A 16,966-nucleotide genomic window follows, 5' to 3' on the forward strand; every position below is an offset into this window, starting at 1 on the left:
CCAATGCTATGCTATTACACCAAAATCTGCTATAAACCTTTACTGATGGACATTTCGTTTTCAATTTTATTTTTAAGAAAGCTTGTAAATCAAAAAATATTTATATAGTATTGTACTTAAATCTGTAACCTCTTAAAAAACGATTGCTTTTTCTTTTACTTTTTGTTTTGCCTTTGCTTTACTTATTTCCAGAATCATTCTATCTTCTTAATTACTCCATCTAACAGCTCATCCGGCTCCTCATTAATACTTAAGGTCAACTTTTGTAAGTAAGTTTTTATATACCCCATAATGAACCATTTCTATCTTACAATTTCTTGTGATAAATCAATTCATTCTTATTATTTATCATCTTTTAAATTTTAATTTTATGACCCTCTTTCACACTTTTTCCAGTCAATTTTTAAAGCGGTACAATGCTACAAGTTTTTGTATTGTCTTTCTATTACTTTGTTTTTCTTTTTTGCATGGTTTAGCCCAGCCGGGGCCTGGTACAGCGCCTGTTGTTATCCCAACGGGCGGGTTTGCCGTTGAAGGTAACCTGCAGGCAAATACGCCCGCTACAGGCATCGGCGACTGGTTGCCTGGCCCTACAGGTGCCGGCGGTAATGTGCTGTTAAGCCCGAGTGGATTACCGGTTAATACCGCCACTACTTTTCACTTAACTGACCTTTATTCCAGCAGCAGTGATAATAATTTTTCAGGCGGCTTAAAGTTCGACCAGAATCCCAATCAATGGACATGGGTTACCAATCCTGTAGGTGATAAAGTGGACATCAACAATGCCCTTTTTCATTTTACTAAAAGTGCCAATGGCCACCAGTGGATAGTTGTTGCCGCGGATAGGGGCAGTAACAACGGAGACGCTTACATTGATTTTGAATTCCTGCAAGATACATTGAGTATTGTAAGCAGCCCGACAAAAAAATTTGTTTCCAGTGGTCCTGATGGCGGACGTACAAAAAATGACTTTGTGCTAACCCTTGCCCTTACAAAGGGTGGAAGCAGCGCCGGCTTCTTTGTAGAACGCTGGCAGGCAGTACCCGTTTCAACACAAGCGCCGGCAGGTTTTGATTATGTAGACCGGACGGCTTCTATTCCTGCAGGTTCTACTTTTGCTTCGGTTAATACCACCAGCGTACCCGTTGCCTTTGGTGCCTTTGGCTCTACAACCTATGCAACAAATACGTTTGCTGAAGCTGCGGTAGATTTGACCGCCTTGCTTGGAAGCTTTGACCCCTGCACTGAGTTAGGCATAAAAACTATTTTTATTAAAACCAAAGAATCACAGTCTCCCACTGCAACCATTGTCGACTTCATTACACCTCAGCCTGTTTCTGTTGTTTTAGGAGTTGCAGATGCCGGTGTCAATCAGTCCGTATGTTCTGGCGGAGCTACTACCAATTTTAGCCTTTCAGGTTCAGCCACACCCAGCCCCGGCGATGCACTACAAAGTTCCACATGGTCTGTAGTATCCGGTGCTGCAACATTTGACAATGCCAGTTCATTAACTACCATTGCACATGTTACCAGTGCGCCTGCAACAATACGCTTAACTGTAAAAACCAACTTTGGCTGTACAGTAACTGACGATGTGGTTTTATCTACCATCGCAGGACCAACAGTCTCAGCCGATAACAAATCGGTTTGTACCGGCAATACTGTGGCACTTTCTGGTTCGCCCGCAGGTGGTACCTGGAGCGGCGCCAACGTATCTGGCAGTACTTTCAATGCCGCCGCACTTGCGCCCGGCAACTATACAGCAACATATACCGTTACCGGCACCAATGGCTGCTCGGGCAGTGCCAATGCCACTATCACCGTTGTGGCTAATCCCTCTGCCCTGTTATTGACAGGAAGCGCCATCTGCACATCTGCAGCCGGTACAGGCACAATCACTTCCAGTACTTCAGGAGGCAGTTCTATCAGTTACCAGTTGTATAATTCATCCAACACAACTGTACAGAGTGCAAAAACAGGTACCGGCAGCGCATTAACATGGTCTGGTCTTGCAGCTGGTAATGGATACTATGTGATAGCCACAGCCTCGGGTTCAGCCACATGCAGTTCAACCAGTAACCTTGTAAATATTACAACTGTTGCCAATCCGGCGGCGCTGGTACTTACAGGAAGTGCTATCTGCGCAGCTACACCTAATACAGGCACAATCAGTTCATCTGCTTCAGGTAATAATACTGTTAGTTACCAGTTATATGATGGCACCAGTTCTCCTGTACAAGCCGCGAAAGCAGGTACCGGTGCTGCCCTAACCTGGTCGAATTTGCCAACTGGCAACGGCTATTACGTAATCGCCACCGGACCTGCTCCAACTAATTGTACAAGTAACAGCAATGCAGTAAACGTAGTGGTTGGTGTTACACCTGCAGCACTTGTGTTAAGTGGAAGTTCAATCTGCGTATCTGCTCCAAACACTGGTACTGTCAGCTCTGCTACTTCCGGCGACAATACCATCAGTTACCAGTTGTACAATGCAGCCAACGCTCCCGTGCAGTCTCCAAAAGCTGGTACCGGGGCAGCTTTAACCTGGTCAAATTTGCCAACCGGTACCGGCTATTATGTAATTGGCACCGGACCTGCACCTACCAGCTGCACCAGCACCAGTAATACTGTGGATGTATCAGACATAGCTAACCCATCTGCGCCTGATGTAACCTATGTGCCACCTGCCTGTACAGAAGTAACGTTCAAGGTAACAGTGAACAATCCGGCAGCCGGAGCTACGTATACGATCGTTGACAAAAACGGCGCTTCCATTCCTGGTGTATCCCCTTCATCCAGTGTAACAGCTGCCAACAGCAATTCATTTACCTTCAGTAACATACCTGCCGGTTCTGGTTACCAGGTAAGTGTTTCTTTGAACGGTTGCCAATCCGGCGCAGCTACCTGCGGTGCTTCACAGGGCGCCCGCATAGCAAAACAACCGGTTACCAGCAGTCCGGAAATTAAACAGATTACTTCTGTAAAGGCATATCCAAATCCTTTCAGTACCAGGATTAAATTTGTGGTAAATTCTGAAGTGTCTGGCAATGGTAACCTTGATCTATACAACCTCATGGGACAAAAAATAAAAACTGTGTACCAGGGTTATATAGCAGCAGGCAGCCAAAGCTTTGAATTGACTATGACCGCTAAACAGGTTGCCAACATGTTTTATGTTTTAAGAATAGGGAACAAAAAAATGTCAGGAAAAATAATGCAGATCAACCCCTGAAAGAGTTGATGTGATTTTAAAAAAGACCGTCTTTAACAGGACGGTCTTTTTTATTAAAGTGTCCATAATTGCAGAAGCGGACTGGTACATTTGTTTACAAATGATAATTTACTTTCCCGTTTGATTTTTTAATAACTTGCTATGCAGATATTGGTTTCATTTTGTCCGATTCACCAGCAAAATAATAAGCTTTATTTTGCTTCCGCTGTTTTACCGGCGGCTACTTATTTAATACACTAATTGTGAAAAAAACTATTCCCAAAAAAACACCATCCAAAAAAGCGCAGTCTCAAAAGCAAAAAACTACAGCCGCCGTTAAGCAAAACGATTGCTTTGTTGCAGGTATAGGCGCATCTGCAGGAGGACTTGAAGCTATGAAAGTTTTTTTCGATCACTTGCCCGCCAACAGTGGTATGGCCTTCGTAGTTGTTCAGCATTTGGATCCTACACATAAAAGCCTGCTTACGGAACTGCTGACTGGTCATACAAAAATGAAAGTAACAGAAGTAACAGATGGTGATTTAATCGAACCAAATACGGTGTATGTCATTCCTCCGAATAAAGATCTCCGCATATTTAACAGCCGTCTGCAACTAACCTCACCGGCAAAAAAAAGAGGTGTCAGAAGGCCTATTGATTTATTTTTTACTTCACTCGCAAGCGACCAGGGACACAAATCCATAGGCATCATACTTTCCGGAACGGGCAGCGAGGGCACCGCCGGTTTAAGAGAAGTAAAAGCTGCCGGAGGTGTTACTTTTGCGCAGGACCCGGTTACCGCACAATTTGCCGGCATGCCCAAAAGTGCAATTGATGCCAAAACAGCCGATTATATTCTGGCTCCGGAAAAAATGCCGGCACAAATTATTAAATACATAAAAAAACAGAAGAACCTGTTGCCGGGAACAAAGACAGACATGGCTGTTCCGCCAGACAACTTACTGAACAAAATATATTTGCTGATCCGCAATCAGACAGGCTGCGATTTTTCTGGCTACAAGACCAACACCATTGTAAGAAGGGTTACAAAAAGAATTGCACTCAACCAGCATAATTCAATTGAAGAATATGTAAACTTCCTGGAAAAAAATCCCGGGGAGGTAAATAAATTATTTAAAGATTTTTTAATTGGCGTTACTTCTTTTTTCAGGGATAAAGTGGTGTTTGAAAATATTGAGAAGAAGACCATTCCTTATTTATTTCAGCTGTGCAAACACAAGCAGCAAATAAGGATTTGGGTGTGCGGATGTTCTACGGGCGAAGAAGCCTATTCGCTTGCTATTTTGTTTAGGGAAGCTTTGCTGCGTAACAAGGAATACAACAAAATAATGATTTTCGCATCTGATGTAGACCAGGACGCCATTGAGTTTGCACGCAGCGGAACCTATACGGAAAGCAGCCTGGCTGGAATCTCTCCGGAACGTTTGGCACGTTTTTTTACCAGGAAAGAAAATGGTTTTCAGTTAAATAAAGAGATCAGGGAAATGGTGGTATTTGCGCACCACAACGTTATAAAAGACCCTCCCTTTTCCAAGATGGATTTAATTACCTGCCGTAACCTGCTGATATATATCAACAGCGATTTGCAAAAAAAACTGATTCCTGTTTTTCATTACAGTTTAAATACAGATGGCATTTTAATTTTAGGTACATCTGAAAGCATTGGTGACCAGGGAGATCTTTTTACGGATTTTGATGCTAAAAATAAAATGTTCAAAAAGGCAAAAGATATTGTGGTTCGCAAGCCCATGGCGGGGTACGAGTTGCCATATGCAAAAACACGTTCAGGCGCTTTTCCCCCTGCGGCGCAAAACCTTGTAAACGTAAAAAAAATAAATGTATCCGGTGTTATTGAAAAGTACCTGATGGATCATTATGTGCCACCAAGTGTTACGATTGATAAGAACAATGAGGTACTTTATTTTTCAGGCAATACCAGCCAGTTTTTGGATTTGCCGGGTGGAGAAGCAAGGCTGGATGTTTTAAAGATGGCGAAAAAGGGCTTAAAAATTCCACTGGAAGAAGCTATTAAAAAAGTACGCAGCGATAATAAGGAATGGAATATAAATGAAGTAGAAGTTAAGGTGAATGACTATTTTAAAACCATCAACCTGGTGGTAAAACCGCTGCCTTCAAAGGAAGCTGACCAGGAAATGCTGATGGTTGTTTTTGAGCCGCCGGTAAAAACCCAGAAAAAAACAAATCATAAAACCCGCCAACTTACCAAAAATAATGCCGGTACAGGCGACCTGGAAAAAGAATTAAAAATTACGCAGGAGTATTTGCAGTCTGCCATCAATGACCTGGATGCTTCGCGGGAAGAACTGCAGATAACGACTGAAGAATATCAGTCATCCAACGAAGAACTGCAAAGCACCAATGAGGAACTGGAAACATCCAGAGAAGAATTGCAATCTGTAAATGAAGAACTGATAACCGTAAACAATGAACTGCAGGATAAAATTGAACAGCTGTCTCAATCGAATGATGATTTAAATAACCTGTTGCGCAGCATTGAAGTAGCCACTATATTTTTAGACAGGGATTTAAAAATAAAAAGATTTACGCCTTCTGCATCTAAAATATTCAATCTTATACCTTCAGACATTGACCGGCCACTGGCACATTTAACCAACAACCTGTTATACAAAACGCTAAGCGAAGATGTAAAAGAATCGCTAAAAACCCTGGCAGTAAAATCAGCAGATGTGTACTCAACAGACGGCACGTGGTACCAGATGCGCATTATACCGTACCGCACGGTAGAGAACATTATTGAAGGGGTACTGGTAACCTTTATAGAAATTACGGAAGAAAAGAAAGTGGAAGAAAAACTAAAGAAAACAAATGAACATTTGAATCTTATTATGGAGTACCTGCCTGCAGTGCCGTTTACTTGTATTGCCGACCCGGTTATTCAATTTTCTTTTGTAGGCAGCAGTTGCGAAAAAGTTACCGGCTTTTTACCAGAACAATTTACAGCCAATTCGAATTTTTGGCTCAGCCGGATTCACCCTGAGGATGTAAAAAAAATGAAAGAAGCGTTTGCATCCGTTACAAAAAAGCAGAGCCTGGAAATGAAGTTCAGGTGGAAATGTGCCGACGGGAACTATAAACAGTTTATTAATTTCGTTCGATACGCTATTGCTGAAAACGGAACAAAGGCTTATATTGTAGGTGTTTGGCAAGAGGTAATCAATGAAAAGTAAAAATAACACTGTACACTATATTATTTTCTAAAAATAGATAGAAAATGAAAGCAGCAAGAAAAAATATGGGTGGCCTTACTGAATTACGCAAAAAAGCAGAAAAAAAACTAATGTACGGCGTAACGGGCGCAGGCACGGAAAGCATACGTCCATTAGAAATTGAACACGAACTGAATGTACACAAGGTTGAACTGGAAATGCAAAATGAAGAATTACGCTTAACCCAGCTGCAACTCGAAAAATCGCTTGATAATTATGCTGAGTTATTTCAGTATGCACCGGTGGGCTATTTTATACTGGATATAAATGGAATCGTGTTAAACCTGAATGACGCGGCATGTAAGCTGTTGGGAGAACATACAAATTGGGCAACAGGTCGTCCTTTCTCGGTATTTCTGCATTCAGAAATTTGCCAGGATGACTTTTACCGGCACCGTAATCTTGTTATTGACTCCGGTATGCCGCAGGAAATTGAAGTTAAATTTATAAAAAAAGATAGTGCTGCATTTCCTGCACTTATTACAAGTACCATTGTAAAAGACGAAGAAGATCATTTTAAATATTTTCTGTCAACAGTAAATGATATTTCCGAACGCAAAGAGCAGGAACTAAAAATGAAAATGGCACTGTCAAAGGAAGTAGAATTGAATGAGCTCAAATCACGCTTTATCTCTACCGCTTCGCATGAGTTCCGCACACCGCTCGCTACCATTTTATTATCTACAGAACTGCTTGAAAAATACAATGAGGCAGATGATGAAAAGAACAGAAAAAAACACTTTCAAAAAATAAAATCTGCTGTACTGGGGCTTACAGAAATTTTAATGGATTTTCTTTCACTGGATAAATTTGAAAATGGTGCAATCACCAATAGCCCCGAATATATCGACCTGGTAAGCCTTACCACAAGAGTAATAGAGGATATCAATATAAGAAGACAAACAGTGTTGTACAAACACGCTGACAAAAAACAAGTGGTTTACCTCGATCCAAAGTTGCTGAGAGTCTGTATCACGAATATCATAGGCAATGCATTTAAATATTCTCACGCAGATAGCCCGGTAGAAGTCACCACTGCGTTTGCGGATAATGACCAGGTTTTAATTAGTGTAAAAGATCATGGAATAGGTATACCGGAGCATGACAAGCCATTTATATTTGACCGGTTCTTCCGGTCAAAAACAGCCGAGGCCTACCAGGGCACCGGGCTGGGTTTGAACATTGTACAAAAATTTACCAGCGTAATGAATGGCCATATCTCATTTACCAGTGTTGAAAATGAAGGCTCCACATTTGTGCTGCAGTTCCCGAATATGTAATTGCAGTCCCGCTTGCAGACGCTATGTAAGCTAACCTGTTATGATGGCAGTCTGATGAGCCATTATTTTGCTGCTTCATCTTATTGTTTATTATGCCAGATCCAAATTTTGTCAATATCCACAAGTAATACTAATTTACACACTATAGTGACAGGTAACAAAATCATTTCTCCCAATCAAAAAGCTATGCCAGCATGATGAAACACAAAAAAAACAGTTCGGTCTTATTACTGATTTTGCTAAGTCTGCTAAGTTGTAAAAAAGCGGGTGCAGACAATGGAACCAGTACGGCTCCGACTAATCTTGTTATTAATGCTGTCGTAAGTTCAGACGGCAGCGGCAAGGTTGACTTTACCGCCAGCGCTAACAATGCTGTGTCATACGCATATGAGTTTGGCAATGGAGATATTAAAACGACCGTTTCGGGTATCATCACTTATCAATATAATGCAGGCGGAACCAATACCTATACAGTAAACGTTACTGCTACCAGCAGCTCTTCACTTACTGTAAAAACATCCATCCAGGTAACAGTCACCGTTACAGCGTCCGAACCCAAACTTTTTTGGTCGGATGAATTTGATAAAGATGGGGCACCGGATGCAACCAAATGGGGATACGACATTGGTAACGGAGACAATGGCTGGGGCAATGCAGAACTGGAGTATTACACTGACCGTGCTAAAAACGCAGTTGTACAAGGCGGTGTATTGAAAATAAATGCATTGAAAGAGGATTACAACGGCAGGGTTTATACTTCTGCAAGACTGTTGTCTAAAGGTAAATTTGATTTTACTTATGGGAAGGTGGAAGTTAGAGCCAAACTCCCTGCAGGAGCTGGTACCTGGCCTGCTATCTGGATGCTTGGAAGTGATATTGCTACTAACGGGTGGCCCGGTTGTGGAGAAATAGATATTATGGAACATTTGGGCCGCACCGAAAATACTATCTATGGCACCTTGCATTATCCAGGTCACTCAGGTGGCAGTGCCGATGGCCATACCACAGTGATAACAGATGCCACAAAAGCATTTCACATTTATACGCTGGAATGGACTGCGTCAGCTGTTAAAATTTATGCCGACGGGGTATTGTATCATACTACCATTAATAGCGGGAGCCTCCCTTTTAATCATGATTTTTTTCTTATTCTGAATGTTGCTATGGGTGGCGGGTTTGGTGGCTCAGTAGATCCGTCATTCACCAACGGCACAATGGAAGTGGATTATATCAGAGTGTATAAATAAAATATTTAGCAGGTGTTAAAAAAGGGCTGCTATGCGGCCCTTTCTTGTACAGTTCATCATTTACGTATATTGTTTTAAAGCGGGGATTCGAAATTACAACCGAGGCATTTTAACAAGCAATGATGTTTCAACTTTACAATAAAAAAAGATACCATCAGAAAAATCCAATGGTACCTTTTTTATACCAAAACTAACTACTAATGAAAAAAAACTAATTTTAATTACCCGGTTAAACCCGGTGTCCGGTTATGTATTTTATACTATTTTTTGAACGCCACTGTATCCGTTGCAGGCAAGTTTTTCTACCAGTAAAAATCATACTGCACCCATGCACAACTTGGTACATTGAAGTTACTGTAAAGCAATAAATAAACATCGTGCAAACGATTGCATAAAATATAAATCAAATGTACAACCCGGCTCCAGTTGAAAAAATAACCAAAAAAATATTCAGGTATTAAGGCTTGTAAAATCATCGGGGTTGCTACAGAATGTATGCCCAAATTGAATGACCACAATAAAGAGCATTCTGTAACAGCAGAACATTGGTCAAATCAGGAATACAATTCGTTACAAAAGAGCACAGTTTTTGCGCCATCCTAAGTAAATAAATATTGAAATATTTGGTTTTTTATCTACTTTGTAGAAAATTCTATACTAAATGCTGAATGTAATTGTTCCACTGGATTTTTCACAGACTTCTTTTAATGCTGCGCACTATGCTGCGCAAATGTTTAAGGGCAGAACAGACGTAAAGATCATACTATATCATTTTTATGAAGATGACAAAGACATCGCTGTAGCTAAAAATTATTTAAACAGCCAAAAAGAAGAATTAAGCCACCTGGTATCGAATATTGACATTGAACTTGAAAGTGGAGACAACTTTATTGACCGCCTGGCTGCTTTTGCCCACATAAAGGGGGCATTTATGATAGTAATGGGCCTTACGGGTAAAACACCCAGGGAACAACGTTTTTCGGGCAGCAATACGCTTAAACTAAGCGAAAAGGAAGTTTGCCCTGTATTAATTGTTCCTGAAGACGCCACTTACACCGGGATTAACAATGCGCTCATTACATCGGAATTGAAATCTGTTGAAGATACGCCTACCCTGCTTTGTATTAAAAAAGTACTGCAGTATTTTAAACCTGCCCTTCATATTTTAAACATCAACAGCAACCACTACATTTCTGTTACCGACGATGTGAGAGAGGAAAGGAATAAGATGGAAGGTTTGCTGGCCGAATTTAACCCGGAATTTTATTTTATGCGCTTGTACGACTTTCATGAGTCTGTTGAGGTATTTACAAGGGATAAAAATATTGATCTCATTATTATTGCGCCCCGTTATCATAACTTTTTTGAAAGGTTGTTTAAAACACAGCATACAAAAAAACTGATCTATCACAGTAAAGTACCGGTTTTAGCGGTGCATGAATAATTAAATCTATTTCTTCTAAATACAATTGGCGGCTTGCATGTGATGCAAGCCGCCAATTTATGTTAATTGATAACCGTTTATCTGGCTATCAGTTTCATTACATAGCTGTACGTATATTTTTTATCCAGCATCCTGTATTGCTGATGTGGCAAGGCTCCCCAACTATTATCACCACCAACTCCACGTTGTTTTAAATCAATGCTCAGGTAAACTTCCTTCCTTGGCTTGATGTCGATCCAATGCTGTTGCTTTTTGGTAAGGCCCGGATCAAGGTCTTCCGATTTATTATTGGTTGCGCTGAAGCAAATGGGTTGCGTGCCTTCTATCTGCAAACCAGTACCGGCTGCATTGGTAAGCGTTAACCAGCGGATGTCCGTTTTATAACCACTCTCTTGCGGACGGATATAATTCATCACAGCCTGGTTGGCTACCTCATCTTTATACAATCCAACAAATGAAGCCGTGTTTCTGTCGGTATAGTTTTCCCACGGCCCACGGCCAAAATACGCCAGCTGATTTACCTGTGCAGGTAGCTGCATGCGCATACCGAAACGTGGCAACTCAGGCAGGTTTCTTCCGGTCATGTCAATTGAGGCAGTCACCTTGATAGAGCCGTCATTTTGTATTAAATATTCCAGCGTATAGGGAACATTTATCCCGGCTAAGTCATACTCGACTTTAATTGGTAAGCCGGCTGTCGTTTGTTCGCCGACAGTAATATTTTTCTTATGAATGTTGCTGTGTGCATTGCGCCAAATGCCCATTTCGTCCGGCATATTATTGCCGAAATCATTGTCCGTTGGCGCACGCCAAAAATAGGGTTCAGGGAACTGGTTAATCAGAGATGCATCATTATTGATAGCGTATCGTCTTATCCTGCCCGTATTGGTATCAAAAACACCGGATATTTTACCAGCGGTAAAACTGATGTTACCATTGGATTTTGTAACCTGTAACTGTCCTTCTTTACTGCTGCTGGTTGCAAAATAATCACCTGCCATTTTAAACTGTTCTCTTGCAATTTCATGTCCGGCGGGCAACAGTGGCGTAGCTGTTTTAATTGATGCATATACCTCCAGGTACAATTCTGACCCTTCCGGGAGTTTATACTGTGGCAGGTTAAGTGTTATATCTTTTTGCTGATGTGGTGCCAACTGTACTGAAAAAACGTCTTCTTTCACTACCTCTCCATTACGCATCAGCTGCCATTTAAAATTGTACTGATCGAGGTTGGTGAAATCAAAAACGTTCATTACCGTTATAATACCTTTAGATACATCTTTGGCTTTGAATAAAATATTCTGGTACACTTTTTTTACTTCGTTCAAACCGGGATGAATGCTTCTGTCGCTGGCCACTAAACCATTGGTGCAAAAATTTTCATCGTTCTGCAAAGCATAGCCACCCAAATCGCCACCATAAGCCCACCAGGTTCTTCCATCAGGTGTGGTTCTTTTCATACCCTGGTCAACCCAATCCCAGATAAATCCACCCTGCATTTTTTTATCGCTCATAATTACATCCCAATACTCCTGGAAGTTACCATTGCTGCTGCCCATGGCATGTGAATATTCGCACATAATGAACGGCCGTTTTTTGCTGGAGGCCGCATAGGCTTTCATGTAACTCATTGCAGGATACATCGGGCAAACGATATCGGTATTTTCTTCTTCACCTGCTGATTCAAATTGTACATAGCGGCTGTTATCACGTTGCTTTATCCATTTGTAGGCATCATGAAAAACAGGGCCATTACCATTCTCATTTCCCAGCGACCACAATATTACTGATGGATGATTTTTATCCCGTTCTACCAAATCGTGAATACGGTTTAGGAAAGATGGCGCCCACAATGGTTGGTAGGCAATATGCTTTGCAGTATCGTACCAGCCTTGTCCCCCTGCACCCATGGCATGGGTTTCAATATTGGCTTCATCTACCAGGTACATGCCGTATTCATCACACAGCTTGTACCATTCCGGATCATTGGGGTAATGACTTGTTCTCACCGCATTGATATTGTACATCTTCATCAGCTGAAGGTCTTTTATCATCCCCGCTTTGCTGATCACGTGCCCTTCTACTTCATCATGCTCATGACGGTTGACACCATGTACGTAAGTCGCCACACCGTTTACAAAAAGCTGTGCATTTTTTATTTCTAGTTTTCTAAAGCCAATCTTGCTGCCGGTTACGCCCAGCACTGTTCCGCCTGCATCTTTCCAAGTAATAATACAATCGTACAGGTTAGGAAATTCGCCACTCCATTTTAAAGGATTTTTAATAACGCCATTAAAGGAAATTGTCTGTACAGAATCATTACCCGCTGTAAATTTTTGTTGCTTGCTGAAAATTGCCTTACCACTTTTATCCTGAACTTCTACCGCAACAGTACCATTCTTTATGGTGTTACCTTCAAACTGGCGCAAATCAACTGCTGCGCTGAAAAGCCCGTTGGTATAATTAGTATCTAGGTCGCCTTTTATAAAAAAATCCCATACTGTTAATGAAGGCAATGCGTATAAAAATACGTCCCGTTCAATACCGCTGATGCGCCAGAAATCCTGGTCTTCCATATAACTGCCATCGTGCCAGCGAAAAACCTGCACGGCCAGTATATTGTTACCTTTAACCAGGTATTTGCTGATGTTAAACTCGGCTGGAGATTTTGAATTTTTAGTAATGCCTACTTTTTGTCCGTTTACATAAACAAAAGCACACCCGGTGATAGACCCGAAGTGTAAAAGGATATCTTTTCCAGTCCATGTATCAGGTACAGTAAACTGTTTTCTGTAAGTTCCTACCGGGTTGTTGTCGCCGATATACGGTGGATTTTTAGGATAAGGATAAATAATATTCGTATAAATCGGAATACCAAAGCCCTTTAATTCCCAGTTGGATGGTACTGGAAGATCATTCCACCTGGAGTCATCCAGCGCTGTTTCAAAAAAATTCATTGGCCTGTTGGCATATTTATCGGTATACACAAATTTCCAGGTGCCGTTTAAAGACTGGTAAAAAGGAGAATGGCTGTAGTCATCATTTTTTACGTCGGTCGCGTTAGTGAAAATCATAGCCGTAGCATGTGGTTTTTCCTTGTTGAGCGACACCAGTGAAGGGTTTTCCCAGTCGTTGAGTTGCTGGGCATAGCATACATTAAATACTAAAAAGGCAAGCAGTAAGATCGGCTTCATGTGTTGGTTATTTGAGTGAATCGTTTAAAAGTAAAAGTAACAATTAAAAATAATGGCACGTTGAAATTGTTTACCACTTGCCAATATTAATTGTTGACAGACGAGACACGGTACATGCAAACCACTAAGCCACGTATCCATCCGGCAATTACAGAAAACTACTTACCGTAAAACCAGTTGAGCGATAGTGCCTGCGCTTCTTTAATTTTGCCGTTATGCCTCCGGCAAAATGCCTGCAAAATAGCTGCAACATTGCCGGACCCGGGCTTTGCCAGTTCGTTGCGGCAGGCAATTAATTGGGCAAATGCAACAAACAAGATAACAACGGATGACAATTTTGAAAGAAGAGGTTAAAAAATATAACATGCTACCAGCTGCTAAACACAACAAACTTATTCATTTATTTATTGGAGCAATGCTGCTTCTTGGCATTCAGCCTGCTTTTTCGCAACAGACGCCACCCGTTTTGGACAAACAACCTATAAGCGACAGTATGCTGCCTACACTGGTTACCAAAGTGGCAACCTACACTGCAACAATTGACCATACTGATTTTTTAATCCGGCGAAAGTTCAATATCACCCCTATTTCGCTGAATATGCCTGAAATTGAAAGGAAGATAAAAGGCTTTAAGGCCCGGTTGGAAAAAAATGGCAGCCATATGAACTTGCGCAGTTTAAACAGCGGCGTAATTATGCTCACGGAAACTTCAGATGATCTTTCTGCTTACCAGTCCATCCTTTCAAATTACAGCAGAGAACTCACCCAAAGCAATACTGAGGTAAAAAAAATACTTCGTGACCCAATACTTAACGCCGAAGTAAATGATTCTGTGATACAGGAACAGTTGGAAGACATACGAACTGAAGGACGTTCATTGGATTCACTGCAGCAAAAAGTTATTAACAGGGTGAATCTATTGCGAAACAAAGTATCGGTCAATTTATTGCAGGCAACGGATATTATTTCAGATATGCGGTATTTAACCATCTCTTTAAAACTCGGCATCTGGAAACAGGAAGAAGCTCCGCTATTTACCGCAACACAGCAAGAGTATAAAAACAACCTGGCTGAAATTACCGGGAACGCATTAGTCAGATCCGGAAAAATCATCATGATCTACCTCGGTGAAAAGTGGGATGTAATCACGCTGGGACTGCTGGTATTCATTTGCATTTTTTCCTGGACCTGGTTAAATATGCACCGGATAAATAAACAGGAAAATAAAGACCTGGTACTGGGGCCGATACATTTTTTGCGCAGGAATGTGTTGATTGGTTGCGGGATGGCGCTCTTTACCTACCTGCCTTATTTTTTTGCTAACCCGCCGATGTCGCTGCTGCATGCACTTGAACTTTTCAGGTTGCTATTGCTGGCTTATCTTATCTATCCCTACCTGGCAAAACAATCCAAAATAATATGGCTGATAATTTGCCTGCTTTGGTTGTATTATGCCATGGACGACCTGTTGCTGGAATCAGCATTGGGTGAACGTTGGGGACTATTCTTTAGCGGTATTATAATGGCCGCTGTTGCCATAAAAATCACCAACCCACGACAACCACATTTTTCCGGCATACCTGAATCTCCTGCTACAAAAACATTGGCCATTTTTACGCTCACCCAGGCGATACTTTCCATTTTTTTTAACCTTGCCGGCCGGGTTACACTGGCGAAAATATTTGGTGTAAGCGCCATTCAATGCCTCATGCTCGGGATCAGTTTAAAAGTGTTTTGTTCCATGGTGATGGAAGCGATATATCTGCAATCTGAAGCCTACCACGATAGCCGCATTTCTGCCTTTATCGATTTTAAGACGCTGCAGCATCGCTTTGTAAATATATTGTGGATACTTGCATCAACTGTGTGGACTATCTCACTGGCACGCAACCTGACGTTGTACGATACAGTGATTCAGTTATGCACTCATTTTTTCGAAGCCACCAGAACCATCGGCAGCATGGTATTTACTTTTGAAAGTGTAGCCATTTTTATTTTCATCATCTGGTTATCATCTGTTATTTCAGGGTTCATCAGCTTTTTCTTTGGCAGCGAAAAATTACATACAACCGGCAAACGAAGCCGGCTTGGTTCTATGATGCTCTTGATACGGCTTGCCATATGGATACTCGGCTTTTTTATTGCAGTGGCCGCGGCAGGTATTCCAATAGATAAATTGTCTATCATGATAGGCGCTCTTGGAGTAGGTATCGGATTTGGATTGCAGAATATCGTAAATAATCTTGTATCCGGTGTAATACTTGCTTTTGAGAGACCGATACAAGTAGGCGACCTGATTGAAGTAGGCGGAAAGATGGGGGTGGTAAAAGAAATCGGCGTACGCTCCAGCAAGATCAATAACAACGAGGGTGCGGACATCATTGTGCCCAACGGCGACCTGCTTTCACAGCACCTGATCAACTGGACAATGCAGGACCGCAACAAGCAGGTTGAGTATACAATTGGCATACCTTACAACAGCGACATAGAAAAAGTAAGGGGAATTATAAGGGAGACCCTGGCAGGCGAGGAAAAGATTATGGCCGCACCTGTCCCATCCATTACAGTAAAACAATTTGGAGAAAGAACAATTGATTTAAAAATATCGTTTTGGGTATTTGATCTTTCCGAAGCCGGAGCAACCAGGAGCAATGCCATGATTAAAATCTACGAAAAGCTGACAGCGGCAGGTATCCAGCTTCCGGTAAGCCCGTGGCCCCTGGCTGAACAAAATGTACAACCCGATACAGAAGCAAAAAACATGGATTAAACAGGCCTTACAGGGCATTTAATGCCGTTGTATAACTGGTTCATTTTACGTAGAATATCAATTCATATTGATTTTGCAATAGTTTGGATCAGGAATTAAGACCGGCAATAAAAACCGCTGGCAGAATTTGGGTGACGTATTCTTTTGAGCACAAAAAAAATGCTCCAGGAATGGAACATCTTAAAATATAAATCCTGAATTTAATTTTCGTGTTTTTGATTCAATTCTGTTTCTTCAAGATCACTGTTTGGGATTTTATAGAATTGGATATTTCTTGTCGCTCTTCGCTGCTGTTACTTTCTGATGTAAAAATGCAATGATTAATCCAGTTCTTTTTTATTTTTCGTTTAACAAATTGATTGTTTCGATGAATAGTTGATAATATCCGATTGAATAAATGGCTTGATTTATAACAGCTTCAAAGTAATAGGAATTTATAATTCCAATTAAGACCGGCCATAATAACCGCTGGCAGAATTTGTGTGACGTGTTCTTTTGAGCACAAAAAAAATGCTCCAGGAATGGAACATCTTAAAATATAAATCCTGAAT

General features: G+C 41.3%; 7 protein-coding genes. 6 read left to right on the top strand and 1 reads right to left on the bottom strand.

Annotation, left to right across the window (positions count from 1 at the left end):
- Positions 1 to 370 precede the first annotated feature (370 nt).
- The 5 genes from JWR61_RS11850 to JWR61_RS11870 all read left to right on the top strand — a co-directional run bounded on the left by JWR61_RS11850 (position 371) and on the right by JWR61_RS11870 (position 10,451).
- Positions 371 to 3,232, top strand: coding sequence for a hypothetical protein (locus tag JWR61_RS11850; RefSeq protein ID WP_301928018.1), 2,862 nt, complete (start codon positions 371 to 373; stop codon positions 3,230 to 3,232).
- A 242-nt stretch (positions 3,233 to 3,474) separates the two neighbouring features.
- Positions 3,475 to 6,441 carry a chemotaxis protein CheB gene (locus tag JWR61_RS11855; protein ID WP_301928019.1) on the top strand — a complete coding sequence of 989 codons (2,967 nt, stop codon included), beginning with the start codon at positions 3,475 to 3,477 and terminating at the stop codon, positions 6,439 to 6,441.
- A 44-nt stretch (positions 6,442 to 6,485) separates the two neighbouring features.
- A complete protein-coding gene (locus JWR61_RS11860; RefSeq protein ID WP_301928020.1) occupies positions 6,486 to 7,760 on the top strand; it encodes a PAS domain-containing sensor histidine kinase in 1,275 nt (424 codons plus the stop codon).
- Between the two features lie 194 nt (positions 7,761 to 7,954).
- On the top strand, positions 7,955 to 9,007 hold the full coding sequence (locus tag JWR61_RS11865; RefSeq protein ID WP_301928021.1) for a family 16 glycosylhydrolase: 1,053 nt from the start codon (positions 7,955 to 7,957) through the stop codon (positions 9,005 to 9,007).
- A gap of 661 nt (positions 9,008 to 9,668) precedes the next feature.
- Positions 9,669 to 10,451, top strand: a complete 783-nt coding sequence (locus tag JWR61_RS11870) for a universal stress protein (RefSeq protein ID WP_290336472.1) — start codon at positions 9,669 to 9,671, stop codon at positions 10,449 to 10,451.
- 77 nt (positions 10,452 to 10,528) lie between these two features.
- Here JWR61_RS11870 and JWR61_RS11875 read toward each other — a convergent pair whose 3' ends face one another.
- Positions 10,529 to 13,645, bottom strand: a complete 3,117-nt coding sequence (locus JWR61_RS11875; protein WP_301928022.1) for a glycoside hydrolase family 2 TIM barrel-domain containing protein — start codon at positions 13,643 to 13,645, stop codon at positions 10,529 to 10,531.
- A gap of 364 nt (positions 13,646 to 14,009) precedes the next feature.
- Between JWR61_RS11875 and JWR61_RS11880 the strand changes: the two genes are divergently transcribed.
- On the top strand, positions 14,010 to 16,415 hold the full coding sequence (locus tag JWR61_RS11880) for a mechanosensitive ion channel family protein (protein WP_301928023.1): 2,406 nt from the start codon (positions 14,010 to 14,012) through the stop codon (positions 16,413 to 16,415).
- Positions 16,416 to 16,966 lie beyond the last annotated feature (551 nt).

The sequence above is a fragment of the Ferruginibacter sp. genome, assembly GCF_028288465.1.
In the GTDB taxonomy this organism is placed as follows: Bacteria; Bacteroidota; Bacteroidia; order Chitinophagales; family Chitinophagaceae; genus Ferruginibacter.